We start from the raw sequence: 24049 nt of genomic DNA on the forward strand, positions 1-24049 counted from the left end.
TGACGACACCACACTTCGGAATATCCTCTTTCGTTGCATGCAATCGCACAATCAGCTCCCGTTCGGCAGGCAGGTCACAACATGATCCCGTATTGCCGCAGCACTTTCGAAAGGCGACGTGAACGTCACATCTAGGGTCAGCGCGTGCTGGTGCGGGATATCAAGAACCACGGCCTGTTGGCTTCGGTTTCTTGAAGTCTCGACGTCGGTCGTTTTCAAATGGTCGCGCCGTGCGGGGGAGGAAACGCGACGCGCCAATTCTTCCTCGGTACAAAGCAATCTCACCGGAACGAAGACCGCGGCGCGCTGTCTGGCGGCATCAACGAACTGTTGGTACGTCCGTGCGCTCCGCTCATCGCCTTCGACACCGGCATGGGTGAAGATGAAATTCGCCGACGGGCCGCTATAGGCGGTGATTGCATCCAGGACGGCCTGCCGGACCCTGCCGGTGTACTCCCAGACACCCTCAGGCAGCGAAGCGGTCTGATCCTCGTCGAGGAGGCGCAAGATCGGGTTGTTGAACCAGTGATTATCAACGATCCTTGCTGATAGAAGCGAGCCGAGTTCTTTGGCGATTGTCAGCTTCCCGACGCCCGGAAACCCCAAGAGCAAAACGAAAACACCCATCGTCCGACAACTCTCCCAATACAATCCACCGGCAACAACGCAGTGCAGAACATTGTCTGGAATCTACCAGAATTTCCACCATGGACGCTTTGGATCGGGAGGCATCGAAGGCTCGGGCGCGAGTATGGCTTTCATCACGATCATCTCGCCATCATGGTCATAATATTCTCCCTCTTCCCCCTGGACTTTGGCTTCGAGAGATTGGGCGATAAGCCACATTTTCCGACGGATTTCTTGATCAGGATTTTTGACAACGATGTTGTCTCCGCTCCACCAAAGCCATGCGGCGTTTTTTCGATTTTCGCCGCGGGAGTATCCTTTCCACACGCATATGCCCGCCTGTTCCACCCGTAAAACACCCCCGTCGGCGGCGGGAGTTTCGGCAAAACCGTCATGCTGAATTTCGGGATCACTGGCAACGTACTCGAGCCATTCGTCGAGAGCGATCGATGGAGAGGCATCGAACCAATTTGCCTTACGGGTAATGTGAAGATCGTAACCCATCAGAGCCCTTTACCTAAGTCGCGCCGAACGGCTGAGCCGCCTAATGCGAAGCCGCCTCGCTTGCGACGGCCGCCGCCTCGCGCTTCTGGCTGGGCCCGACCGGAACCAGCCAGGTGGTGAAGAAAGTCAGCACCGCGACGACGACCACGCCCCAGAAGCTCCAGTGCAGGGCCGCATTGAAGATCGAGCGGATCGCCGGATCGGCGGCGAGCGCCGAGAGCCCGGTCGGCTGGTTCAGTGCCTCGTGAAGGCCCGCCGCCGCCTCGCCGCTCGCATAGTGGTTGATGCCGGCATTGAGGATGGCGCCGAGCACGGTGGCGCCGAGCGTATTGCCGAGGCTGCGGGAAAAGATGATCGACGCCGTAGCGCTGCCGCGCATCGACCATTCGACGCTGTCCTGAACCAGCACGATGCTGGTGAGGCTGATGAGACCCATGCCGAAGCCCATGAAGAAGGAGCCGGCGCCGGCAACGATCGGCGAACTGTCAGGGGTCAGGAACAACAGGAAACAGGCGCCGAAGGGAAACATCAGGCTGCCGACGCGCAAGGTGCGCTGGATGCCGAAGGCCCTGTAGAAACGGCCGGAGAGCATCACCGCCAAGGGCCAGCCGACGACGAGCATGGTGAGCGTGAACCCCGCGACAAGAGGCGAGCGGCCGAGCACGCCCTGCACATAGAGCGGCAGGATTGTCGAAAGCCCGATCAGCGCCATGCCGGCCAGCAGCGTTGCCGCATTGCTGGTCGCAATCAGCCTTCGGCTCCAGAGCGGGATTGAAATGATCGGCTCCGGCGCCCGCCTCTCCTGGGCCAGGAAAAGGATGCCCGCGATCACGAAGACGGCGAAAAGCGACAGCAGAATCCCAACGCTGGCATCGGTTTCCGTCAGCATGACGAGAAGTGCGACGATCGAGATCGAAAACAGCACCGATCCGAGGTAATCGATCTTTGCCTGCTTGTGCGCCACGTCCTCCTTCAGGAAGAGCATGAAGGCGATGATCGAGATGATGCCGATCGGCAGGTTGATCCAGAAAATCCAGGCCCAGGAGATATTGTCGACGATGATGCCGCCGGCCAGCGGCCCGACGACGGCCGATGTCGCCCAGACGGTCGCCATGAAGCCCTGCACGCGGCCGCGCTCCTCGAGCTTGAAGAGATCGCCGATAACAGTCGTCGTCACCGGCTGGATGGCGCCGGCGCCGAGCCCCTGCAGTAGCCGGAACAGCACCAGCGACATCATCGACCAGGCAAACCCGCAGAGCAATGAGCCGACCAGGAAGATCAGAATGCCGCCGATCAGCACCGGCTTGCGCCCGAAAATGTCCGAAAGCTTGCCGTAGATAACAGTGGTCGTCGACTGCGCCAGCAGGAAGGCCGAAAACACCCAGCTGTAATAGGAAAAGCCGCCGAGCTCCCCGACGATGCGCGGCATCGCGGTCGCCACGATCGTCGCCTCGATCGCCACCATGAAGGTCGCGAGCATGATGGTGGCGACGATAAGCACGCGGTTCGAGCGTTGCGCTGCATTCGACATGACGATCCTCTTCGGGTGCTCCGCAGATGCCGGAAATATCGGCAGGCTGGCTGGGTGTGGGGCGATGCGCCGCTTGCGGAGTGATGCCGTCCTTTTACGATCTCAAGCCCGGCCGGTAAAGCAGGCCGCGACCGGTTTCTCATAAGGGCATTTGTTTTCGCGTCATTTGAGGAAGGTCGGTCGAAAACGAAGGCCCTGGCGCCGTTCCGCCCGGGCTTCCGTTCTATCAGGGGGGAAGGCAACTAATCACCTTTATCCTCATTGCGGGCATGCCTCACTGAGCGAGCCGCTGTTCGCGCTTCCCTCGGTGCAACCCGGCGTCTGCTGCAGGTTGGGATTGACGCCGCCGGGATTGATGGTGCTGCGGCCGCTGTTGAGATCGACGCCGCCATTGCCGGTCGTGCTGCCGGTGGTGCCGGGATCGATTCCGACAGAACCAGTTCCCGCCGAGCCTGTGCCGACAGACCCGGTGCCCGCTGCACCGCCGCTGACAGACCCAGTGCCAGCCGACCCGGCCCCGGCGGAACCGGCTGCGCCCGAACTCCCTGATCCGCCGATGATCGGCGCCACCGATAGCCGCCCATTGGCATCCGCGCCACCGGTCGTCTGGGCCAGCGCCGAGCCGGCGAGACCGACCGAAAGCAGCGATATCGCGATGAATTTGCAGGACATGATTTTCTCCATGCTGGTTGTCTCAGGGAGAAAACCAGCTGGTCGGCGGCATTGTTCCGGGATGGATTGGGCTGGTTGGCACTATTGCGCCGGAGGCGGTGACCTGGGCCTAGCCTCTTCAGCCCTGACGATCACTGCGGGCGGGTACCGTTATTCCCCTGGTTACTGCGAAAATCGCTCCAAACATTCCGCCAACGACGATCCCTGCAGAGCCGCCCGCCAACGCTGCAATGAGGCAGTAGACGATCCAGGAGCCAACACTGGATGCATCGGCCTGGAACAAGGTGGAAACGACGCCGATTGCTCCGCCAAGGATACCCAAGACAATGGCAACCCCCGTCACAGCCTCCGATGGATCAATGGTAGGGATGCGTGACGCTTGGGCGGTATCATGTTCAACCGGCGGAGACTGGCTATCCGTGTCTTCCATTCGACCCTCCTTCAAAGCGTTTACAATCGATCCTTCAGCCGCTGAGAGGCTTGTCGTCCTTTTCGGACAATATCCTTTCTGCTGCGCCATCCAGATCTTCGTACTGACCGGTGCGCAGGGACCAAAGGAAGGCGCCAAGCCCGGCGATGCCCATGAACAGAGCTATGGGTATCAGAAACGACAATGCGCCCATTTATCCCACTCCCGCCAATTTTTTATCCGCCGCATTTCCCGCCCTGGCGGCGTACCGTCAATCTCAAGCCTCATCGCATTCGCGACGACCAATATCGACGACGTCGACATCGCTATCGCGGCGATGAGCGGGTTGGCATAACCCAATAGCGCGAGAGGAATACTGCACGCATTGTAGACGATAGCCAAAGCGAAATTTTGGCGGATCAGCACGGCCGCACGACCCGCCGTCGTCAGCGCGACCTTTATTCCGTCCATGTCTCCATTGAGCAGGATGAAATCGGCGGCGCTGCGACCGATGTCGCTTCCTGACGCCGGAACCATGGAAACATGCGCGGTCTTCAGCGCGACCGCGTCGTTTATTCCGTCACCAATCATCATCACCTTGCGTCCGAGACCACGCAACGCATCGATCGCCTCGGCCTTGTCCTTGGGGAGGGCGGCTGCTTTTACGGAGTCGATTCCGACTTCCCGTGCCACTGCAAGTGCCGCTTCGGGGACATCGCCCGTCAGCATTTCGACGGCGATGCCGCGGCTCTTCAAGAACTGCACCGCCATCGCCGACCCGGCTCGAACCTTCTCTCCAAAAACGAAAGAGGCGAGGATTTCTCCCTGTCGCGTCAGGACGATAGTAGAAGCTGCGGCAGTGCGGTCGTCTGCATCGCCGCTCGCCGCCCATGCCGCTCGCCCAAGTCGATAAACTTCCCCTCGGAAAGACGCCTCGAGACCGTTGCCTTGTATCTCCCTGACGTCATCGAGCGCGAGAGCCTCCCACTCGCGCCGTGAGGCGTAATCCGCGATCGCTCTCGACATCGGATGGCTCGAAAACCGCGACAGTGACACAGCCAGTGAAAATTCCAGTGGTCCGGTCCAGTTCCCGGTCAACAGCGTCGGCTCGTATTGCGTCAGCGTACCGGTCTTGTCGAAAACGACGGTGTCGATTTCCGCCAAACGTTCCAATGCCGATCCGTCCCGTGCCACGACGCCCTGGGTGAACAATCTGCGTGCTGCAACGACCTGAACCATCGGAACCGCCAGTCCCAGCGCACAAGGGCAGGCAATGATCAGGACCGAGATCGAAATCGTCAGGGAGAGGTGGATGTCCTGTGTCACCGCAAACCACGAAAGGAATGTCAGCACCGACAGTCCGTGGATAACCGGAGCATAGAGACGCGCGGCCCTGTCGGCGAGTATCTGGTATTGAGACCGGCCGTCCTCGACGGCTTCCAGCATCCTATGCAGCTCGGCGAGTGTCGAATCTCCTGGTGCGGCGGTGGCTTCGACAGTCAGGGGATGGCCGACGTTCAATTCTCCCGCGCGAACCTGTCCGCCTGGTCCAACCGCCTCCCAACGGCTCTCTCCCGTCAGCAATGAACGGTCAAGTTCCGACTGGCCGGAGAGAATCGTCCCGTCAGCTGGAATTCTATCGCCGGCTGCAATCAGGGTGTGGGTGCCGGAAACGATGTCGCTCAGTGGAACATATTCGATCCGTCCATCCGCGCGGATCACATTAGCGCCTTTCGGCATCATGTCGGCCAGAGACGCCGCCGCCGATCGCGCCCGCCGTCGCATCAGATGGTCCAGCGTGCGTCCGACCAGCAAAATGAAGATCAATGAGGTACTGGCCTCGAAGTAAGCTTGCCGTCCTTCGGCGAACGTGTCGTATACGCTGAGACCGAACGAGAGCAGGACGCCGATGCTGACCGGCACATCCATGTTTGCCCGACCGTGCACGAGCGCCCGCCACGCCGACCGGTAGAATGTCGCCCCGGAGTAGATCACGGCCGGTAGTGCGAGCGCGGCCGACATCAGGTGGAGCGTCTGACGTGTTGCCGGGTCTGCGCCCGCCCAGACCGATACGGACAGCACCATGATGTTCATTGAGCAAAAGCCGGCGACTGCCAGCGCGCGCAACAGCCCTGATATCTCACCGTCCGATTGATCGCGGCCTTCCATCGGCAAGACGGCCGTGTAACCGATCGTTCCGATCAGGGCGGCAAAATCGGGCGGCGAACCATTTTCCGCGTGCCAGTGGATGGTCACACGCTTCGCCGTCAGATTGGCGCGCGCCATGTGAACTTCGGGGTGCTTGCCAAGCGTCGATTCCAAAAGCGCCATGCAGGCGCCACATTGCATGTCCGGGACGGACAGGGTGATCTGCCTGAGACCACTGCCCAAATCCTTGCTTGCCAACGCAACCTCGTCCACACCCGGCCTTCTTGGTCCGGGATCGGGGAGCGACGACGCAATTGACGCGCAGCAGGTCATTGTCCGTTCCTCGCTACCTCATTGCCTTGTAGGCATGCCATGTGGCGTGGCCGAGCAAAGGAAAAACGACGATGAGTCCGACAAGTCCCGTCAGCAGGCTGGCGAGGAAGAGGGCGAGCACGATCGCACCCCAGACCATTGACGGTCCCATGTTGTTCCAGACCATGACAACGCTGACGCCCATCGCTGTGAAGGCGTCTATGCGCTCATCCAGAAGCATCGGAATTGAGAACACCCCGATTGCAAAAGCGAATCCAGCGAACAATGCGCCGACACACAAGCCGATGATCAGCATGCCCCAGCCCGAGGGGGTGGTGACCAATAGCGTTGTTACGCCACCAAGGCCGGGGAACGGATTAACGCCGAAAAAGAGCGCGTAGATAATGACCGCCGCCCTCATCCAGAGCAGCATCACCATGCACAGCAGCATCCCCGTGAAAAACACCTGCCCTCCAGCTCTCGGCCGGACGAACAACATCTGACGAAGCGAGATGCGCTCGCCGTTCGCCAAACTCCTGCTCTTGACATAGAGCCCTGCGGCAAAGAGCGGGGCGACGATCAATATGCCCGCCAACGCAGGAAAGAGAAGATAGTCGCGCTCGAGCCGAAATAGCATCACGGTGGCCGCCAACGCGAGTAAGAACACCACGAACCCGTAGGCCAGACTTGGCCAGGGTTGCCGGATCAAGTCCTGCCAGCCTTGGCCAAGCCAACCGAGAGGAGCGCCGAGGGGCAGATGCCGCTGCCACTTGGGATTCATCGTCTCCTCTATCCCTGATACCTCGCTCCGATATCGGCCGGAAGTGTCGTCCTGCGGCATCTGATCCTCCTCGCGCATTCAGCAAGCTGAAGCGGCGGCCCTGAATTGGTTGGGTTGCTGGCCTTTTTCCTTGATATGCTCGATGCAGGCGGGCTGAGTGGTGATCGCCATGTAAACAAAATGGGCGTTGGCGCCGACAAAGATCGCGCCGGTCAGTCCGATCAGCAGCCACTTGAAAACGCGGGGTATGGGGCTCTTCGCTTCGGGCGTCACGGCTGACCCCCACCCAGCTTGTTCACATAAAGCGCGAGTATCTTTATCTCAGCTGGACTTAGGCGTTCGTCCCAGGTGGGCATATGTCCCTGCCGTCCGCCATGGATCGACTGGACGATCCGTTCGATACCCCCGCCGTAAATCCAGCGGCCGTCGGTCAGGTTCGGCGCACCGACATCCTGTTTGCCTTTGGCATCTTCGCCGTGGCATGCCACACAGCTAGCCATGAACACTTGGCGGCCAGCAGCGATCTGGCTGGCGTCTACGGATTCGGTGGACGTATTGCTCAACGAATAGACATAGGCGGCGACGTCGCTCACCTGTTTTCGGTTGAGCATTTCGTCTGTTCCGAACGCAGGCATCTGCGACACCCGGCTTTGCGAGTGCGTCGTATTGACGCCCACCGTCATGGTCTGGACGATTTTTTCTGGTCCTCCACCCCAAAGCCAGTCGTCATCGGTAAGATCGGGGAAGTCTCGTCCGCCCTTGCCGTCCCTTCCATGACAGGCGGCGCAGTTGTCTCCGAACAACTGGTGGCCGCTGGAGGCCACCTTCTCCATCAGCTTTTCGTCTGCACGGATTTCATCAAAGGAACTGGTCTCGATCTTCTCGATCCAGGGCGCGCGCGAAGCATCGGCTTCTATGATCTTTCGCTCTACCGCCTGTTTTTGACTCGTGCCGATCAGGCCCCTCGTATATGTGCTTCCAAGCGGCCAGGTCGGATACAGGATCCACCAGAGAGCGGCGAACAGGTGGGTGATGATCAGGAAGAGCAGAACCCCGCGCGGTACAGGGGTATCGAGCTCCTTGATGCCGTTCCAGATGTGTCCCGTCGTCTTCCGGCCTGTTACGGGATCGACTTCCTCTATCGCCATGGGGTGTCGTCCTTGTCGAATATGTCCGTTTCCGCCCGATCGAAACGCGCCTTGTTGGAAGGCCAGAAGGTGTAGATGATCACCCCGATCGAAAACAAAATGAGATAGAACAGGCCCCAAACCTTGGACAGTTCCAACATGGTTTCGTGGGTAAGATCCATTTCAAATCCCCTGAGGAATCAATTGTTGGGGTTCGGCATCTGCTCCGGTGCCGCAGTGTTCTGGTAGGCAGCCTTTGTGAGCCGGCCAAGCACCTGCAGATAGGCGACCATGGCGTCCATTTCCGTCACGCTGGTTTTTACGCCGTCAAACGCAGAGACCTGCGTGTCTTGCCCATAACGTTCCGTGACGCCTGAGGACTGTTCGCTATCTGGATTGGCTTGGCCGAAGGCATCGGCTGACGCGTTTGCGACCATGTCATCCGTATAAGGCACTCCCACGCTTCTCAGGGCCGCCAGTTGGTCACGCAGATCGCCCAGATCGAGCGGGGTTGTTGCCAGCCATTGATAGGACGGCATATTGGATTCCGGCACGACCTCGCGAGGGTTGATCAAATGGGCCACGTGCCAGAGATCGGAATACTTCCCGCCGATGCGCGCCAGATCGGGACCCGTGCGCTTTGATCCCCACAACATGGGATGGTCGTACTTGGATTCGACGGCAAGAGAATAAGGACCGTACCGCTCGACCTCGTCCCGCAGCGTTCTGATCATCTGGCTGTGGCAGGCGTAACAGCCTTCGCGAACATAGATGTTCCGGCCCGCCGCCTCGAGGGGTGTGTACACTCTCATGTCGGGGGCGTCCTCGACCGTCTCGTGGATCGTGAACAGCGGGGCGATCTCGACAAGCCCGCCGACGCTTCCCGCTACAACGATAGCCAGCATAAACCCGACGGCCGTCCGTTCCAGTCTTCCGTGCAGACGTTCGCTCATCTCTCACTCCGCCGGTGCGTTTTCGAGAATGCCCGAAGTCAGGGGCGCATCGTGAACTGCTCCCGCGGCGGGAGCCGTTCGGACGGTCATCCAGATATTGAAGCTCGCCACGATCGCCCCAAGGAGGAAAAGCAGCCCTCCGAAAGCGCGTGCGATGTAGTAGGGATACATCGCCAGCAGACTGTCGACGAATGAATAGACCAAACTGTTGTCGGCGGAATAAGTGCGCCACATCAAGCCTTGGATGATGCCGGAATTCCACATGGCGAAAACGTAGATGAGCGTGCCAGCAAGCGCCAACCAGAAGTGGACTTCGACCAGGGCTGCAGAATACATCCTTTCGCGTTTCCAGATCGATGGAACGAGTGTGTAGAACGCGCCGAACGTTATCATGGCAACCCAGCCCAGCGCACCGGCATGAACGTGGCCGACCGTCCAATCGGTATAATGAGACAGTGAGTTGACGGGTCTGATTGCCATGAAAGACCCTTCGAATGTCGACAGCCCATAGAAGAAGGCCGCCATCATGATGAAGCGAAGAGTGGCGTCGTCACGCACGCGATGCCAAGCCCCGTTCAACGTGAGCAACGCGTTCCCGGCCGACGCCCACGACGGAACGAGCAGCATGACCGAGAACGTCATTCCAAGGTTTTGCACCCATATAGGCAGCGCGGTGTAATGGAGATGGTGGGACCCCGCCCACATGTAGAAGAAGGTGATCCCCCAGAAGCTGAGAATGGACAATCGATAGGAAAAAATCGGCCGCTCAGCGCGGATCGGCAGATAGTAGTAGAGCATCCCCAGGAAGCCCGACGTCAGAAAAAACGCCACGGCGTTGTGCCCGTACCACCACTGGACCATCGCATCCTGTACACCGGACCAGACCGTGTAGCTTTTGGCGTGTCCGAACGATACCGGCACTGCCAGGTTGTTGACGATGTGGAGGATCGCCACCACGATGATGAAGGCGAGATAATACCAGTTGGCCACGTAGATGTGGGGTTCCTTGCGCCGCGCCAAGGTGCGTACGAAGAGCGCGAAATAGGCGATCCAAACGATCACGAGCCAGAGGTCGGCATACCATTCCGCTTCCGCGTATTCCTTGGACTGGGTAACGCCCATGAAATACCCGCTGACCGCGATCAGACAGAAAAGGTTGAAGCCGACGATCACGAACCAGGGCGAGAGTTGATCGGCCAACCTTGCGCGCGATGTTCGCTGAACGACATGGAATGATGTCGCGATCAACGCGTTTCCGCCGAAGCCGAAGATCACCCCTGTCGTATGGGCGGGCCGTATACGGCCGAAGCTCGACCACGCCGTATCGAAATTCAGGCTCGGCCAGGCAAGCTGTGCAGCTGCCCAGACGCCGATGAACATGCCAAAGATCGCCCACGCCAATGTGAAGGCCACGCCGACCTTGATCGGATCGTCATAGTAGCTGGAAAAGCGCGAAGCATCCGGTTCTTCGTCGAAAGCCGAGGTCAGGATGTAGCAGAACAACGCGCCGCAATACACAAGGACGATAGCGCCATGTATGCCGATGGGATCGAAGCGGCCAGCGGCCGCCATCGCGACACCGACAACCATCAAAGCGATAAGTATAGCTGCCGCGAACCCCCGTTCGCCGGTCGTGAGTTGTCCCATTGTTCCCCATCCCCCCGGCTATGTCGATGATGGTGCGCCACAAAGCGTTGAAAGGCAATCAGTTCTGCGAGCCTGCACACGCGAAGATAGACATGGATCGTCCATCACAATCGCCGTTGGACCGATTTGTGCCTGAAGCAGAAGACCGTGTTATTCGCTCATGGAGCGAACGTTCCCGTTGTCATTTGACGCCAGATGAGCTTTGCCACTGGCCAAGGCTGATGACCGGGTAGGGATTGCGTTTGGATTGGGAGTGACAGGGAAGATGACGGACGAATACACAAGGTAAATGCTAGGCAATCTGGAAGCAGCCATCCCCTGCCAGACAGCGATACAGCGATACAGGTTAACATCCTTCGGCGCCTGCTGATGAATGGCATTCTCTCAAAGCAGGATGCCACCGAACTGCTGGACGATGCTCTTGCGGATCTGGAGAGACTGCAGACCAAGGCTTATCCGCACGAATACTGGATTTATGAGCTTGCCAGAGGTCACGTCGAAGCAGCGCTTCCAAGCATTGGCGAGGGCATCGAGAGAACGTAGTGTGTGCGAACAATGTCCCTCCAGACTGGAGGAGAGCGATGATAGAGAACTTCAACGTACTCCCATGAACGATCAGTCAAAGATTGAGCATTTCATTGAGCGAATCGTGGCCGGCGCTTCACAAGCTCAGCTAGAAATCGAGTCCAAGGAACTCGACTTGAACAAAGTCGGCATACATGGTCGAACACCGCTCATGGTCTCGGCAGCTGAAGGTTTGCTTGCAGCGGTTGAGACGCTAGTGCGGAACGGTGCATCAGTACACGCGATTGGTCGTGGTGAAATGACGGCACTGCACGAGGCATCTGCGAATGGCGAAGCAGCCGTTGCAAACTACCTACTGTCCCTTGGCGCGGACGTAAACGCCGAGACGGCCGATGGCGTGACCCCGCTGATGTGCGCGGCCGCCTGGGGAAGCACCGAAGTTGCAAAACTATTGTTGGAGAACCATGCGGACCTGACAAAGACCGATCGCACTGGTGCAGCCGCCGCCGATATTGCACGCGAGAAGGGAGAGGACGATGCCGCGGACCTGATCAACTCATACTTGTCGCGGGGGAGTGCATAGTTTTCTGAAAGCACTCTTGCCGCAAAGGGACTTGAGATTGCCCCGGGCAAGTTCGACCACTTGTTTGGTCGAGTCTCAACGAGGCGTCAGGAACTTGAGATGATCGCTTAACTATTCGGTTCGGAAATTTTGTCCTTGGCTTCGTAGCTCCTTCCATCGCCAAAAATCGGAGAGCTCGTTGCGGGCATTATTCAGCACTTCGCTTGGTGGGGGATGAAGAACATATCGACGCGCCGCAAGAATTTGATCGGACCGGCTCATATTCCCGAGCCCGGGGAATAGGGAGTGGGCCTCTTCGGAAAGAAATGACCCCGTCTTCTCCGGGTTCGTGGCGGCAAACCAGATGATGAAGGCGCCTACGATATCTGGAGCCCGCCGTGCGGCCATCGAATAGTCGATGCAGGCAGTTAGAATGACCCCATTGCAGTCCTCAAAGACTAAATCTTCCGTCTCGGCCTCCGGGTCTCGATCAGCGTGCTTTGAGAAATTTCTCGCGACGTTGATCAGAGCGTTCAATTGGCCAATCTCCCACCCCTGTTGCTCTGCCACATGCTGCTTTATTCTGGTGCCGCCGCTCTTCTTTAGAATCGCGTCGCATATTTCCGAGGCATTCGTCGCCAGCTGATAGACGGCGATCGGCTCGATGAAAAACCAATGAAGGTGGATTGCGGCAAGTAACTGTCTACGGGCAGCGTCCAGCTTTGTGATTGTGGCCATTCTCCGTCCTTTAACTACCTTTGGCGCGGTAAGCGCGGAAGCCAAGGCTTCGAATATCCCCGTCGTGCGTCATCCCCTTGCCTTTTTGACCCGAGCGCCCAGCACAAGAAATGATTGGGCTCGCTGACTATGATGCGAGAGGAGTCGAAGTCGCTCAAAGTCTTTCGCCGTCTCGCCTCAACTTCATCAACCTCGCGAAGTCGTGAAAAGGCGCCTATCGAGTGTCAATAGATGAACTAAAAGGGGGATTGAAAGAAAATGGTGCCGCTTGCAGGACTCGAACCTGCGACCCCATCATTACGAATGATGTGCTCTACCACCTGAGCTAAAGCGGCCCCTCGCGGCCGAAGCATACGGCCCGCGATTTGCATGGCGCTGATACAGCGATTGTTGGAAGATTTCAAGCGCCCTGTCGTGGCTTTGGCAAAAAAGAGGGGAGGGCGCCTCAGAGCGCCAGCCGGGCGCGTGCCGCCCTGTATTCGTCCTCCAGCCGGTCGACGAGTTTGGCCACCGGCTCGACCGCCTTGACGGCGCTGATGCCCTGGCCGCTGCCCCATATGTCCTTCCAGGCCTTGGCGCCGCCGACGGCCTGCTCGAAATCCATCTTCGAGACATCGGCAAGCGGCAGGTTGTCCGGGTCCATGCCGGCAGCGACGATCGAGGGCTTGAGGTAGTTGCCGTGCACGCCGGTGAAATAGTTGGAATAGACGATATCGCCAGCAGCGCCTTCGACGATAGCCTGCTTGTAGGCGTCCGCGGCGCGGGCTTCCTCGGTGGCGATGAAGGGCGAGCCGATATAGGCCATGTCGGCGCCCATCGCTTCTGCGGCAAGGATGGCGCCGCCGGTGGCGATCGCACCGGCCAGCAGCAGCGGCCCCTCGAACCATTCGCGGATTTCCTGGACGAGCGCGAACGGCGACAACGTGCCGGCATGGCCGCCGGCGCCGGCCGCGACCGCAATCAGCCCGTCAGCCCCCTTGCGGATCGCCGAATGGGCGTGGCGGTTGTTGATAATGTCGTGCAGCACGATGCCGCCATAGGAGTGCACGGCCGCATTGACCTCGGGCACGGCGCCGAGCGAGGAGATGACGATCGGCACCTTGTATTTGACGCAGAGCGACAGGTCGTGCTCCAGCCGCTTGTTCGACATATGCACGATCTGGTTGACGGCAAAGGGGGCGGCCGGCCGCTCCGGATGGGCGGCGTCGTGGCGGGCAAGCTCCTCGGTAATCTCCGCCAGCCATTCGTCGAGCTGGCTTTCCGGCCGGGCGTTCAGCGCCGGAAACGCCCCCACGATGCCGGCCTTGCATTGCGCCAGCGTCAGCGCCGGGTGCGAGATGATGAACAGCGGCGAGCCGATGACCGGCAGTCTCAATCTGTCCTTGAGGATCGGGGGCAGGGCCATGGTTCGTCACTTCCATTGACGTTTACGAAAACGTCAATCTCATAACAGAGATGAAAAGCCGATAAAAGAGCGGCTGCCATGCCTTCGTCGATTTCAGCCCGAATATATACGTCCGAGAAAGCTAATAGAATAAGGCCCGCAAGCGGTGAAACCTGCCGATTATCCCCGCCGATCGACGGCGGCCCGCCCTCGCAAGGCTTGCGGTTTGCCGCACTTGACGCTACCGAATTTTGATGGAGAACGGCGGGGATTGCAGTCCGATGCCGAATTCAAGGTGAAGGACTGAATGTGAGCGGATTAGAAACGGCCATCAGAACTGCGCTCGAGAATTCCGATCGCGATAATCCGGAGGTTCGAGCGAGGATCTATCAGTCCGCCCGCCAGGCGCTGGAAGCCGGCCTGCGCAAGCAGGATATCACTGACACCGAGGTCGTCGCCCATCACCGCCATCGCCTGGAAAGCACCATCCACGCCATCGAAGGCGAGGAGCGCGACCGCCTTCACCCCCGCCAGAGGCCGCCTGAAGTGCCCGTGCCGCCCGTGGTGGAAATGCCGGCGCCGCCGGTTCACCAAGCTGAAGTCGATCAGTTCGACGGTCCCATGGTTTCAGGCGAGACCCGTGCGCCCGACGTGGCCCCAAGCCGCGGCGACGAGTCCAGCCTCGACGACGTGCATGCCGGGAGTGCCGATCATCTGGCTGCCGCCCCTGTCGGCGAGGAACGCCTTGCCCGCGGTCAGCGCGCCACCAATATGGATTTCCGCCCGGAGCGGGCGGCAGGCCGCCGCAAGCCGCGAAAATTCTTTTCGAGACTGCTCGTCTGGTGCGTCCTGCTGGCCTTCATCGGCATCGGCGCCTGGTGGGCGCATACATCAGGTCTGCTGATGTCGGCGGCAGAGCGCGACACCAGCGTTGCCAACCCGCCGGCAAGCACCCAGCCCGAGGATTTCACCGGCAATGACGATGGCGACGGCAATGCCGCCTCCCACACTGATCAGCCGGTGACCATCGATCCGCAGAACAGTTTCTCGGCCGATTGGATCCCGCTGTTCAAGCCTGAAGACGCCGACAAGATCCAAAGCGGCCCGCGGGCGCGCACTGAAAAAATCGCCGAGAATGACGGCCCTGCCGTGCGGTTGATTTCCGAGAGCGGTACGGCCGATGGCAACATCTCGATCAGCGTACCCCCCTCGGTGCTGCAGCAGCTTGCCGGCAAATCCTCGACGATCGCGCTGACACTGCAATCCACCACCGACGAGCCGACCCAAATCACCGTCGAATGCAATTTCCAGACGCTCGGCAATTGCGCCCGCCATCGCTTCAACGTCACCCGGGAAAAATCGGATGCGCTGCTGCAGGTGAAGTTCGACCGCTCGCTGGCGCCGAATTCGCCGGGCACGCTGACGATCAACAGCGATCTCGACGGCAAGGCGCGCGGCATCAACCTCTTCGCCATCCGCATTCTGCCGGGGCAATGATCTCAGCCCCGGCGGAGCCGGTGGCTCAGTCCCGGCGGAGCCGGTGACCCCCGTCCCACCGGAGCAGGTGACCCCGGTCGCGATGCAATCGGTGGCCTTATTTCAGAAAGCCCTATTTCAGAAAACCTGGGCCTGAGCCGATGATCTCCGCATCGACCGTTCCCAGCGCCTTCTTGTCCTTGCCGTCATAATCCATCTTGTTCAGCATGTGGCGGATGAGTTCGAGGCGCGCCCGCCGCTTGTCATTGGCGCGGATCACCGTCCACGGCGCAAAATCCGTATGGGTTTCCTTCAGCATCCGGTTGCGCTTGTCGCTGTAATCGCTCCATTTCGTCAGCGCTGCGATGTCCATCGACGACAGTTTCCAGACTTTCAGCGGATCGTGCCGGCGGTCGTGGAAACGCTTCAGCTGCATCTCGCGGCCGATATCGAGATAGAATTTGAAGAAGAAGATGCCCTCATGGGCGATGATCTTTTCGAGCTGCGGCGTCTGCTTGAGGAAATCCTCATATTGCTGCGGCGTGCAGAAACCCATGACCGGCTCGACGCCGGCGCGGTTGTACCAGGAGCGGTCGAACAGCACGAATTCGCCGGCCGTCGGAAACTGCGCGACATAACGCTGGAAATACCATTGCCCCTGCTCCCGCTCGGTCGGCTTGGTCAGCGCCACGACGCGCGCAAGGCGAGGGTTCATATGCGCGGAGGAGGCGGAGATCGCGCCGCCCTTGCCGGCGGCGTCCCGTCCCTCAAACAGCGCCATCACCCGCTTGCCGGTCGCCTGCAGCCAGAACTGCACCTTGACGAGTTCGATCTGCAGCTTTTCCAGCTCCTCCAGATAGTCCTCTTCCTTGAGCTTCTTCTTGTAGGGAAAATCGCCGGATTCCAGCGCGTGTTCGTCCACCCAGTCCGGCAGAATGGGATCGTCGACATCGAAGGTGCGTTTCTTTCCGCGGATCTCCAGCTCCACGGCCCTGTTTTCGACGTCCTCGTCCATGTGATCCTCCTCAGCCTGATTGTTCTCTTCCTGCAGGCGAACATAGTTACCGTTGAAAATCAAATCTTTCGCGGTTGGCCGATCATTTTTTGTGGGTTTCGGCTGCGGACTTTCGCTTGAGACGCTGCGGCCCGAAAACTTCTGTCATGAATTGCCGCTATCAGGCAGAGTTCAATATAAAGAAAAACGAATCGACGCCGCGAGGGCACTTGCCAGACGAAACTCCATGGAGAAAAAGCCTGTTGGCGCGCATAAGGCGCGAGCGGCCGGTGCTGCTTGCGGCGATCCTCAGCGCGCTTACCGCGCTTGCCGCCGGCATGAACAAATGGGTTGTGCTTGTCCTGCTGCTTGTGATGATCCTCACCGCGCTTTTCAACGAGGCGCCGATCATCGAGGCCGACCCCGCTCCGCCGGTGGAGATCGAGCCGGAGGCGCCGCCAAGCCGCCTGCCGGAGGTTTCTGCAACGCTCGCCGGCCTCGATTTTCCTGTCATGCTGCTGTCGGACGACGCCTCGGTGCTCTTCCAGAACCGCGCTGCCGAAAAGGCCTTCGGCGAGATGGCGCTCGGCGCCCATATATCGGCCCGCCTGCGCTCGCCGGGCGTGCTCGACATGGTGCGCGAAACCATCGCCACCAACGCGCCGAACCAGATAGAGCATTCCGAGCGGCTGCCATCCGAGCGCGTCTATATCGTCCGTAGCGCTCCTGTCGAATTCGCGACCGATAACGGTCCACATGAGCGCTATTTCATCCTCTCCTTCCGTGATATTTCGGAGGTCCGCCGCATCGACCGCATGCGCTCGGATTTCGTCGCCAATGCCAGCCACGAGCTGCGCACGCCGCTTGCCTCGCTGCGCGGCTTCATCGAGACCATCCAGGGGCCGGCGAAGAACGATCTGAAGGCGCAGGCGCGTTTCCTCAATATCATGCTCGATCAGACGACGCGCATGAGCCGGCTGGTCGACGACCTGCTCTCGCTCTCGCGCCTGGAGCTGAAATCGCACATCGCCCCGGATGAGAAGATCGATCTGGTGCCGCTGCTCGGTCATGTCAGAGATGCGCTGGTGCCGCTGGCAAGGGATGTCGGCGTCGACATCAACCTGCATCTGCCCGACGGCAAGGTCGAGGTGCTGGGAGACCGTGACGAGCTTGTCCAGGTCTTCGAAAACCTGATGGAAAATGCCTGCAAATACGGCCAGGAGGGCGAGATCGTCGATGTCTGGCTGAAGAACGGCACCGGCCAGCCGGTCGAGGTCAGCATCGTCGACAAAGGCCCCGGCATTCCGGCCGAGCATGTGCCGCGCCTGACCGAGCGCTTCTATCGTGTCAGCATCGAGGACAGCCGCTCGAAGAAGGGCACCGGCCTCGGCCTTGCCATCGTCAAGCACATCCTCACCCGCCACCGGGCGCGGCTGATCGTCAAGTCGGAAGTCGGCAAGGGTACCGATTTTACCGTCCGCTTTTGACGTATGCGTCCCCTCTCCCCGTAAAAGACGGGGAGAGGGGACGTGCCCTACGAGAGTGAGTGGGAACGGAGAGGGCGCGGCATGTCCCTTCTCCCTGCGAGCGGGGGTCCGAAGGACGGGTCGAGACCCGTGGCTCGACCCCGGTGGTGGCGGCAGCCGGATGAGGGGCAAATCACGCGGAACAACGTTAATGAAAGGACGGAAGCGGTAAGCCGCCACTTCACTGCTCGTCGCCGATATGCAGCCTGTTTCTACAACGCAAGGTGGATTGCCGGCCAGAATTTGCCGTTCGCCGACACGATTGATCGGCCTATTTAGAATATCTTATTATAAATCAAAGACTTAACCTGTCACAAATGTTTCACGCCTTTGACATAAAAGGACGGTGCTTACAGCGCTAAGAGAGTCTCGCCGATGAAAAAAGGCAATGCGAGGGCCTCTCTAAGGCCGCACTCACACAAGCCCAAATGCCGGGAGATTTACATGAACACCTTCAAGCTCACCGTTGCCGCGCTCGCTGCAACTGCCGCTTTCGCTGGCGCTGCCGTCGCCCGCGACCAGATTCAGGTTGCTGGTTCGTCCACCGTCCTGCCTTACGCAAAGATCGTTGCCGAGTCCTTCGGCGAAACCTTCACCAACTTCAAGACGCCGGTCGTTGAATCCGGCGGCACGGGCGCTGGTCTGAAGGAATTCTGCAAGGGCGTTGGTGAAGACACCATCGACATTGCGAACGCTTCGCGTCCGATCAACAAGAACGAAGCCGAAGCCTGCAAGGCTGCCGGCGTAACCGACATCCAGGAAGTCAAGATCGGCTACGACGGCATCGTCTTCGCAACCGACGCTTCCAACCCTGACGTCGCCTATGTTCCTGCCGACATCTACAAGGCCCTCGCAGCCCAGGTTGTCGTCGACGGCAAGCTCGTCGCCAACCCTTACAAGAAGTGGTCGGAAGTCAACCCGAAGCTTCCGGCTGTTGATATCGCTGCCTACATCCCGGGCGAAAAGCACGGCACCCGCGAAGTCTTCGAACAGAACGTTCTCGCCGCCGGCTGCAAGGCCTCTGGCGCAACCGACGTCATCGCCAAGGAAATCGCCGACAAGGCTGCCCAGGGCAAGGCCTGCGTCGCAGTCCGCAAGGACGGCGTTGCCGTTGACATCGACGGCGACTATCCGGAAACCCTCGCACGCATCGCCGCCAACAAGACCGGCGTCGGCGTATTCGGCCTTTCCTTCTACGAAAACAACGCCGACAAGCTCAAGGTTGCGAGCATGAGCGGTATCGTTCCGTCCACGGAAACGATCGCTAACGGCACCTACCCGGTTTCCCGCCCGCTGTTCTTCTACGTCAAGAAGGCACATCTCGGCGCCGTTCCGGGTCTGAAGGAATACGTCAACTTCTTCGTATCCGACCAGATGATCGGCCCCGACAGCCCGCTCGTCGAATACGGCCTCGTTGCCGCTCCGGATGCCGAACGCGACGCGATCCGCAAGGACGTCGAAGCCGGCAAGTCCATGTAATAACTTTGCCGGCGCGGCGCCTTTCAGCCCGCGCCGGCATTGCCTTATGTCCCTGCGCGCCGGCGGTTCTGGAGCTGCAGGGTTGGAATTCCTTCTCCATGAGTGGAAGCTGAAGGCAGGCTGATGAAGCTGCCGGGCTTTTTGGGGGCTATGGGCCTGGGGACGTAACGAATGAGCACATCCATCATACTTTTGTGCATTGTGGTGATCGGAGCCGCCGCCTATCTGGTCGCGCGCAACCGTGCCACGGCGCTTGCCGGAGGCCGATCCTCCGCATTGCATTCACGGCCGGCCTATTACGGCGCCTATGCCGCGATCTGGGCGGTTCTTCCCGCCCTCATCGTCCTTTGCCTCTGGCTCTCCATCAGCCCCGGCATCATCCAGTCCTCGGTTCGCGGCGCTGTCCCTGACGGCATCAAGGCTCAAGCCTCGGTCGAGCAGGATCTTGGTTATTCGATGGTGGCGACGGTCGCCCGCGGCCTGACGATGCTGACCGCGGATGAAGCTGCGGCGGTCTCCAGCGATCCCGCAGCCCTGCAGGCCAAGCTCCTCGAAAAGGGCGTGCCGCTCGCCGGCCAGCCGCTGCCTTACATGCTCGACGCCGCCAAAAAGCTCAACACCATGAGCATGACGAGCCGCATCGCCATGACGGCTGTTGTCTTCGCTCTCGCCATTGCCGGCGCCTTCTATGCGCTGCGTTCCATCGCTCCGCGCTTCCGCGCCCGCAACCGGGTCGAGCGCGTCATGCTCTGGGGCCTGCTGCTCGCCTCCTCGATCGCCATTCTGACGACGATCGGCATCGTGCTCTCCATGCTGTCGGAAGCCGCCCGCTTCTTTGCGGCCGTTCCCGCCATGGACTTCTTCTTCGGCACCGTCTGGGATCCGCGATTTGCCGGCGCCGGCAGCTCTTCCTTCGGCCAGTTCGGCCTCATCCCGCTGCTGCTCGGCACGATCTATATCGGCTTGGTGGCGATGCTGGTCGCCGTGCCGGTTGGCCTCTTCGCCGCCATCTACATGGCCGAATACGCTTCGCCGAAAGTGCGCGGCGTCGCCAAGCCGCTCCTCGAAGTGCTCGCCGGCATTCCGACGATCGTCTACGGCTTCTTCGCGCTCGTCACCGTCGGTCCGTTCCTGCGCGATTTCTCCGCCCAGATCAGCGGTCTTCTGAGCGGCAACTACAGCAATTTCATCCAGGCGCAGAGCGTTCTGACGGCCGGCATCGTCATGGGCATCATGCTGATCCCCTACGTGTCCTCGCTGTCGGACGACATCATCACCGCCGTGCCGCGCGCCCTGCGTGACGGTTCGCTCGGTCTTGGGGCCACACGCTCCGAAACCATCAAGAAAGTGGTTCTCCCCGCCGCTCTTCCCGGCATCGTCGGCGCATTGCTGATGACGGCCTCGCGCGCCATCGGCGAAACCATGATCGTCGTGCTGGCCGCCGGTGTCGCCGCCCGCATCCAGATCAACCCCTTCGAGCCGATGACGACGGTGACCGTCAAGATCGTCAACCAGCTGACTGGTGACCTTGAGTTCACCTCGCCGCAGACGCTGGTTGCCTTTGCCCTTGGCATCACGCTGTTCTGCATCACGCTTTGCCTCAATATCTATGCGCTCTACATCGTGCGCAAATACCGGGAGCAGTACGAATGACGGATATTGTTTCTCCCACATCAGGCGTCACCGTTTCCAAGGCGCCCGTGCGCCGCGACATCGGCATCAAGCGCCGCTACGCCGCCGAGCGCCGGTTCCAGGCCTATGGCATCGCCGCCATCACCTTCGGCCTCGTCTTCCTCTTCATCCTGCTGTGGACGGTGATCGGCAAAGGCTATACCGCCTTCCAGCAGACGGCGATTACCCTGCCGATCGAATTCTCCGAGAAGACGATCGATCCGAACAATAAGCGTGCGACCGACCCTTCGGTGCTGATCGCCGCCAACTACCCGGTTCTCCTGCGCGACGCGATCGTCAAGCAGCTGAACGTCAATGCCGCAAGCCGTCCCGATGTGCGCGATGCATCCGCCATGCTCTCCAAGGGTGCGCCGGTTCAGCTGCGCGACATGGTCGTCGCCGATCCGTCGCTTATCGGCAAGACGGTCAATGTCACGGTGCTCGCCGACGCCAATGTCGACAGCGCCAGCAAGGGCCAGATCGACCTGTCGGTCGATGAGAAGAACCGCAAGGTCAACGACAAGCAGGTTGCCTGGATGAACGAGCTGAAGGCGAGCGGCGCTCTCCACAAGCAGTTCAACACCGGCCTCTTCGTCAACGGCAATTCCAGCCGTCCGGAGGCCGCAGGCCTTGGCGTCGCGCTGATCGGCTCGCTCTATCTGATGCTGATTGTCCTCGTGCTCGCTCTGCCGATCGGCGTCGCCGCCTCGATCTATCTCGAGGAGTTCGCACCGAAGAACAAGCTGACGGACCTGATCGAGGTCAACATCAACAACCTCGCCGCGGTCCCTTCGATCGTCTACGGCCTGCTCGGTCTTTCCGTCTTCATCAACTTCATCGGCCTGCCGCGCTCGGCCTCGCTGGTCGGTGGCCTGGTGCTGACGCTGATGACCCTGCCGACGATCATCATCGCCACGCGTGCGGCACTACGCGCCGTGCCGCCGTCGATCCGCGCCGCAGCGCTCGGCCTCGGCGCTTCGAAGATGCAGATGGTGTTCCACCACGTTCTGCCGCTCGCCATGCCCGGCATCCTCACCGGCACGATCATCGGCCTGGCGCATGCGCTCGGCGAAACCGCGCCGCTGCTCTTGATCGGCATGGTCGCCTTCGTCGCCAACGCGCCGACGACGCCGCTCGATCCCTCGACGGCTCTGCCCGTACAGGTCTATATGTGGGCCAACGAGGCCGAACGTGCCTTCGTTGAGCGTACTTCGGGTGCCATCATCGTCCTGCTCCTGTTCCTGATCGTCATGAACATGGGCGCCATCCTCTTGCGTCGTCGCTTCGAGCGCCGCTGGTAAACGGAGTTAAACATCATGAATATGTTGACGGAAGCTGCAGTTGAAAAGGCGCTGGATCAGAAGATGAGCAACGTCCCGTATAAGATGATCGGAAAGGATGTCTCGGTTTACTACGGCGAAAAGCGCGCGCTTTTCGATGTGAATCTGAACGTCCGCGAAAACACCGTAACCGCCCTGATCGGCCCGTCCGGCTGCGGCAAGTCGACCTTCCTGCGCAGCCTCAACCGCATGAACGACACGATCGACGGCTGCCGCGTCACTGGCAAGATCACGCTTGATGCCGACGATATCTATGATCCCGATATCGACGTCGTCGAACTTCGCGCCCGCGTCGGCATGGTCTTCCAGAAGCCGAACCCGTTCCCGAAGACGATCTACGAAAACGTCTCCTACGGCCCGCGCATCCATGGCCTTGCCAAGTCGAAGGCCGATCTCGACCAGATCGTCGAGACCAGCCTGCAGCGCGCCGGTCTCTGGAACGAAGTCAAGGACCGCGTGCACGAGTCCGGCACCGGCCTGTCGGGTGGCCAGCAGCAGCGCCTCTGCATTGCCCGTGCCGTTGCCGTCAGCCCTGAAGTCATCCTGATGGACGAACCCTGCTCGGCGCTCGACCCGATCGCCACCGCCAAGGTCGAGGAGCTGATCCACGAGCTGCGCGAGAACTACACGATCGTCATCGTCACCCACTCCATGCAGCAGGCCGCGCGCGTCTCGCAGCGCACCGCCATGTTCCACCTCGGCAATCTCGTCGAGGAGAACGACACCGACAAGATGTTCACCAATCCCGACGATCCGCGCACCCAGGACTACATCATGGGTCGCTTCGGCTGATTTTGGCGACACCAAGCCTTCCCGTTATTCGAGGATAAAGCCCCATGGCATCGACACATATTTTTTCTGCCTATGATGATGATTTGAAGTTCCTGTCCAGGCGGATTTCCGAAATGGGCGGCCTGGCCGAGCAGATGGTCAGCGAAGCCGTGCGCGCTCTCGTCAACGGCGATACCGCGCTGGCGCAGAAGGTCATTTCGGACGATGTGATCCTCGATCATGCCGAACGCGAAATCGGCGACAAGGCGATCGTCACCATCGCTCGCCGTCAGCCAATGGCTTCGGACCTGCGCGAAATCATGGGTTCGATCCGCATCGCCGCCGATCTCGAACGTGTCGGCGACCTCGGCAAGAACACCGCCAAGCGCGTCATCGCCGTCCAAAGCACCGGCGTTCCCCGCAAGCTCGCCCGCGGCCTCGAGCATCTGTCCGAGCTGGCGCTCGTCCAGCTCAAGGAAGTGCTCGACGTCTACACCAATCGTTCCGCAGACAAGGCGAATGCGATCCGCGAACGCGACAACGAGATCGACGCGATGTACACCTCGCTGTTCCGCGAGCTCCTGACCTACATGATGGAAGATCCGCGCAACATCACCAGCTGCACGCATCTTCTCTTCTGCGCCAAGAACATCGAGCGTATCGGCGACCACGCCACCAACATCGCCGAGACGATCTTCTACATGACGACAGGTGCTCAGCCGGAAGGCGACCGTCCGAAGGACGACAGCGCCAACACCGTCGGCGCGGTGACGGAATAGCCGCCCGGGCCAGTCGCCCGGACCAGTCAATTGCGTGCGCGCCCGTCCGGGCGCGCAATGAGGTCGCAGCCAATTTCTGAATTTGCGCAGGAT

25 protein-coding genes and 1 tRNA gene are annotated in these 24049 nt (G+C 60.2%); 9 read left to right on the top strand and 17 right to left on the bottom strand.

Annotated features, from left to right (window positions below):
• Nucleotides 1–51: 51 nt before the first annotated feature.
• The 13 genes from ACD590_RS00910 to ccoN all read right to left on the bottom strand — a co-directional run bounded on the left by ACD590_RS00910 (nt 52) and on the right by ccoN (nt 10711).
• Nucleotides 52–627 carry an AAA family ATPase gene (locus ACD590_RS00910; RefSeq protein ID WP_439001974.1) on the bottom strand — a complete coding sequence of 192 codons (576 nt, stop codon included), beginning with the start codon at nt 625–627 and terminating at the stop codon, nt 52–54.
• Between the two features lie 63 nt (nt 628–690).
• On the bottom strand, nt 691–1131 hold the full coding sequence (locus ACD590_RS00915) for a hypothetical protein (protein WP_018244627.1): 441 nt from the start codon (nt 1129–1131) through the stop codon (nt 691–693).
• Between the two features lie 40 nt (nt 1132–1171).
• Complete coding sequence (locus ACD590_RS00920) at nt 1172–2662, bottom strand: MFS transporter (RefSeq protein ID WP_439001975.1); 1491 nt, start codon at nt 2660–2662, stop codon at nt 1172–1174.
• A gap of 258 nt (nt 2663–2920) precedes the next feature.
• The gene (locus ACD590_RS00925; protein ID WP_439001976.1) at nt 2921–3334 is read right to left on the bottom strand and encodes a hypothetical protein; all 414 of its coding nucleotides are present in this window, start codon (nt 3332–3334) and stop codon (nt 2921–2923) included.
• Between the two features lie 118 nt (nt 3335–3452).
• The gene (locus ACD590_RS00930; protein ID WP_112905879.1) at nt 3453–3764 is read right to left on the bottom strand and encodes a hypothetical protein; all 312 of its coding nucleotides are present in this window, start codon (nt 3762–3764) and stop codon (nt 3453–3455) included.
• A 34-nt stretch (nt 3765–3798) separates the two neighbouring features.
• Nucleotides 3799–3957, bottom strand: coding sequence for a cbb3-type cytochrome oxidase assembly protein CcoS (gene ccoS / locus ACD590_RS00935; RefSeq protein ID WP_439001977.1), 159 nt, complete (start codon nt 3955–3957; stop codon nt 3799–3801).
• Nucleotides 3936–6149 carry a heavy metal translocating P-type ATPase gene (locus ACD590_RS00940; RefSeq protein WP_439020830.1) on the bottom strand — a complete coding sequence of 738 codons (2214 nt, stop codon included), beginning with the start codon at nt 6147–6149 and terminating at the stop codon, nt 3936–3938. The genes ccoS and ACD590_RS00940 overlap by 22 nt, the downstream gene beginning before the upstream one ends.
• An 88-nt stretch (nt 6150–6237) precedes the next feature.
• Entirely contained in the window at nt 6238–7062 is an 825-nt protein-coding gene (locus ACD590_RS00945; protein WP_439001979.1) for a DUF2189 domain-containing protein, read from the bottom strand.
• The gene (locus ACD590_RS00950) at nt 7063–7257 is read right to left on the bottom strand and encodes a hypothetical protein (RefSeq protein ID WP_018244634.1); all 195 of its coding nucleotides are present in this window, start codon (nt 7255–7257) and stop codon (nt 7063–7065) included. It abuts the gene before it with no gap.
• The gene (ccoP, locus tag ACD590_RS00955; RefSeq protein WP_018244635.1) at nt 7254–8132 is read right to left on the bottom strand and encodes a cytochrome-c oxidase, cbb3-type subunit III; all 879 of its coding nucleotides are present in this window, start codon (nt 8130–8132) and stop codon (nt 7254–7256) included. Before ccoP ends, ACD590_RS00950 begins: the two co-directional genes overlap by 4 nt.
• Nucleotides 8123–8293 (bottom strand): CcoQ/FixQ family Cbb3-type cytochrome c oxidase assembly chaperone, encoded by a 171-nt coding sequence (locus tag ACD590_RS00960; protein ID WP_003546168.1) that lies wholly within the window; start codon nt 8291–8293, stop codon nt 8123–8125. The genes ccoP and ACD590_RS00960 overlap by 10 nt, the downstream gene beginning before the upstream one ends.
• Nucleotides 8294–8311: 18 nt before the next feature.
• Nucleotides 8312–9064, bottom strand: coding sequence for a cytochrome-c oxidase, cbb3-type subunit II (gene ccoO, locus ACD590_RS00965; RefSeq protein WP_018244636.1), 753 nt, complete (start codon nt 9062–9064; stop codon nt 8312–8314).
• 3 nt (nt 9065–9067) lie between these two features.
• Nucleotides 9068–10711 carry a cytochrome-c oxidase, cbb3-type subunit I gene (gene ccoN / locus ACD590_RS00970; RefSeq protein WP_439001980.1) on the bottom strand — a complete coding sequence of 548 codons (1644 nt, stop codon included), beginning with the start codon at nt 10709–10711 and terminating at the stop codon, nt 9068–9070.
• A 369-nt stretch (nt 10712–11080) separates the two neighbouring features.
• Here ccoN and ACD590_RS00975 point away from each other — a divergent pair, with 369 nt between their 5' ends.
• Together ACD590_RS00975 and ACD590_RS00980 are read left to right on the top strand one after the other, a co-directional pair.
• Nucleotides 11081–11254, top strand: a complete 174-nt coding sequence (locus ACD590_RS00975; protein WP_165420482.1) for a hypothetical protein — start codon at nt 11081–11083, stop codon at nt 11252–11254.
• A 64-nt stretch (nt 11255–11318) separates the two neighbouring features.
• Nucleotides 11319–11819, top strand: coding sequence for an ankyrin repeat domain-containing protein (locus tag ACD590_RS00980; RefSeq protein WP_130750659.1), 501 nt, complete (start codon nt 11319–11321; stop codon nt 11817–11819).
• A gap of 111 nt (nt 11820–11930) precedes the next feature.
• Here ACD590_RS00980 and ACD590_RS00985 read toward each other — a convergent pair whose 3' ends face one another.
• The 3 genes from ACD590_RS00985 to ACD590_RS00995 all read right to left on the bottom strand — a co-directional run bounded on the left by ACD590_RS00985 (nt 11931) and on the right by ACD590_RS00995 (nt 13941).
• Nucleotides 11931–12536, bottom strand: a complete 606-nt coding sequence (locus tag ACD590_RS00985) for a hypothetical protein (protein WP_247265642.1) — start codon at nt 12534–12536, stop codon at nt 11931–11933.
• Nucleotides 12537–12795: 259 nt separating this feature from the next.
• Nucleotides 12796–12871 (bottom strand) — tRNA-Thr (locus ACD590_RS00990).
• A gap of 110 nt (nt 12872–12981) precedes the next feature.
• Entirely contained in the window at nt 12982–13941 is a 960-nt protein-coding gene (locus ACD590_RS00995) for an NAD(P)H-dependent flavin oxidoreductase (protein ID WP_439001981.1), read from the bottom strand.
• Nucleotides 13942–14229: 288 nt separating this feature from the next.
• On the opposite strand from ACD590_RS00995, the gene ACD590_RS01000 reads away from it, so the two are divergent.
• Complete coding sequence (locus tag ACD590_RS01000) at nt 14230–15417, top strand: regulator (protein ID WP_130715547.1); 1188 nt, start codon at nt 14230–14232, stop codon at nt 15415–15417.
• Between the two features lie 112 nt (nt 15418–15529).
• Here ACD590_RS01000 and ppk2 read toward each other — a convergent pair whose 3' ends face one another.
• Nucleotides 15530–16411 (bottom strand): polyphosphate kinase 2, encoded by an 882-nt coding sequence (ppk2, locus tag ACD590_RS01005; protein WP_026188606.1) that lies wholly within the window; start codon nt 16409–16411, stop codon nt 15530–15532.
• Between the two features lie 242 nt (nt 16412–16653).
• On the opposite strand from ppk2, the gene phoR reads away from it, so the two are divergent.
• The 6 genes from phoR to phoU all read left to right on the top strand — a co-directional run bounded on the left by phoR (nt 16654) and on the right by phoU (nt 23956).
• A complete protein-coding gene (gene phoR, locus ACD590_RS01010) occupies nt 16654–17877 on the top strand; it encodes a phosphate regulon sensor histidine kinase PhoR (protein WP_439001982.1) in 1224 nt (407 codons plus the stop codon).
• 483 nt (nt 17878–18360) lie between these two features.
• A complete protein-coding gene (locus tag ACD590_RS01015) occupies nt 18361–19395 on the top strand; it encodes a substrate-binding domain-containing protein (RefSeq protein WP_003556194.1) in 1035 nt (344 codons plus the stop codon).
• Between the two features lie 171 nt (nt 19396–19566).
• Complete coding sequence (pstC, locus tag ACD590_RS01020; protein ID WP_439001983.1) at nt 19567–21048, top strand: phosphate ABC transporter permease subunit PstC; 1482 nt, start codon at nt 19567–19569, stop codon at nt 21046–21048.
• On the top strand, nt 21045–22367 hold the full coding sequence (gene pstA / locus ACD590_RS01025; protein WP_130699389.1) for a phosphate ABC transporter permease PstA: 1323 nt from the start codon (nt 21045–21047) through the stop codon (nt 22365–22367). The genes pstC and pstA overlap by 4 nt, the downstream gene beginning before the upstream one ends.
• 15 nt (nt 22368–22382) lie before the next feature.
• Complete coding sequence (pstB, locus tag ACD590_RS01030) at nt 22383–23198, top strand: phosphate ABC transporter ATP-binding protein PstB (RefSeq protein WP_439001984.1); 816 nt, start codon at nt 22383–22385, stop codon at nt 23196–23198.
• 44 nt (nt 23199–23242) lie between these two features.
• Nucleotides 23243–23956 carry a phosphate signaling complex protein PhoU gene (phoU, locus tag ACD590_RS01035; RefSeq protein ID WP_003556199.1) on the top strand — a complete coding sequence of 238 codons (714 nt, stop codon included), beginning with the start codon at nt 23243–23245 and terminating at the stop codon, nt 23954–23956.
• Nucleotides 23957–24049: the final 93 nt, after the last annotated feature.

It is taken from the genome of Rhizobium sp. 862_C5_N1_2 (assembly GCF_051811205.1).
In the GTDB taxonomy this organism is placed as follows: domain Bacteria; phylum Pseudomonadota; class Alphaproteobacteria; order Rhizobiales; family Rhizobiaceae; genus Rhizobium; species Rhizobium leguminosarum.

Coding starts and splice junctions, on each gene's coding strand:
- ACD590_RS00910 (WP_439001974.1), bottom strand. CDS start 627: ATGGGTGTTTTCGTTTTGCTCTTGGGGTTTCCGGGCGTCGGGAAGCTG.
- ACD590_RS00915 (WP_018244627.1), bottom strand. CDS start 1,131: ATGGGTTACGATCTTCACATTACCCGTAAGGCAAATTGGTTCGATGCC.
- ACD590_RS00920 (WP_439001975.1), bottom strand. CDS start 2,662: ATGTCGAATGCAGCGCAACGCTCGAACCGCGTGCTTATCGTCGCCACC.
- ACD590_RS00925 (WP_439001976.1), bottom strand. CDS start 3,334: ATGTCCTGCAAATTCATCGCGATATCGCTGCTTTCGGTCGGTCTCGCC.
- ACD590_RS00930 (WP_112905879.1), bottom strand. CDS start 3,764: ATGGAAGACACGGATAGCCAGTCTCCGCCGGTTGAACATGATACCGCC.
- ccoS (WP_439001977.1), bottom strand. CDS start 3,957: ATGGGCGCATTGTCGTTTCTGATACCCATAGCTCTGTTCATGGGCATC.
- ACD590_RS00945 (WP_439001979.1), bottom strand. CDS start 7,062: ATGCGCGAGGAGGATCAGATGCCGCAGGACGACACTTCCGGCCGATAT.
- ccoP (WP_018244635.1), bottom strand. CDS start 8,132: ATGGCGATAGAGGAAGTCGATCCCGTAACAGGCCGGAAGACGACGGGA.
- ACD590_RS00960 (WP_003546168.1), bottom strand. CDS start 8,293: ATGGATCTTACCCACGAAACCATGTTGGAACTGTCCAAGGTTTGGGGC.
- ccoO (WP_018244636.1), bottom strand. CDS start 9,064: ATGAGCGAACGTCTGCACGGAAGACTGGAACGGACGGCCGTCGGGTTT.
- ccoN (WP_439001980.1), bottom strand. CDS start 10,711: ATGGGACAACTCACGACCGGCGAACGGGGGTTCGCGGCAGCTATACTT.
- ACD590_RS00975 (WP_165420482.1), top strand. CDS start 11,081: ATGAATGGCATTCTCTCAAAGCAGGATGCCACCGAACTGCTGGACGAT.
- ACD590_RS00980 (WP_130750659.1), top strand. CDS start 11,319: ATGAACGATCAGTCAAAGATTGAGCATTTCATTGAGCGAATCGTGGCC.
- ACD590_RS00985 (WP_247265642.1), bottom strand. CDS start 12,536: ATGGCCACAATCACAAAGCTGGACGCTGCCCGTAGACAGTTACTTGCC.
- ACD590_RS00995 (WP_439001981.1), bottom strand. CDS start 13,941: ATGGCCCTGCCCCCGATCCTCAAGGACAGATTGAGACTGCCGGTCATC.
- ppk2 (WP_026188606.1), bottom strand. CDS start 16,411: ATGGACGAGGACGTCGAAAACAGGGCCGTGGAGCTGGAGATCCGCGGA.
- ACD590_RS01015 (WP_003556194.1), top strand. CDS start 18,361: ATGAACACCTTCAAGCTCACCGTTGCCGCGCTCGCTGCAACTGCCGCT.
- pstC (WP_439001983.1), top strand. CDS start 19,567: ATGAGCACATCCATCATACTTTTGTGCATTGTGGTGATCGGAGCCGCC.
- pstA (WP_130699389.1), top strand. CDS start 21,045: ATGACGGATATTGTTTCTCCCACATCAGGCGTCACCGTTTCCAAGGCG.
- pstB (WP_439001984.1), top strand. CDS start 22,383: ATGAATATGTTGACGGAAGCTGCAGTTGAAAAGGCGCTGGATCAGAAG.
- phoU (WP_003556199.1), top strand. CDS start 23,243: ATGGCATCGACACATATTTTTTCTGCCTATGATGATGATTTGAAGTTC.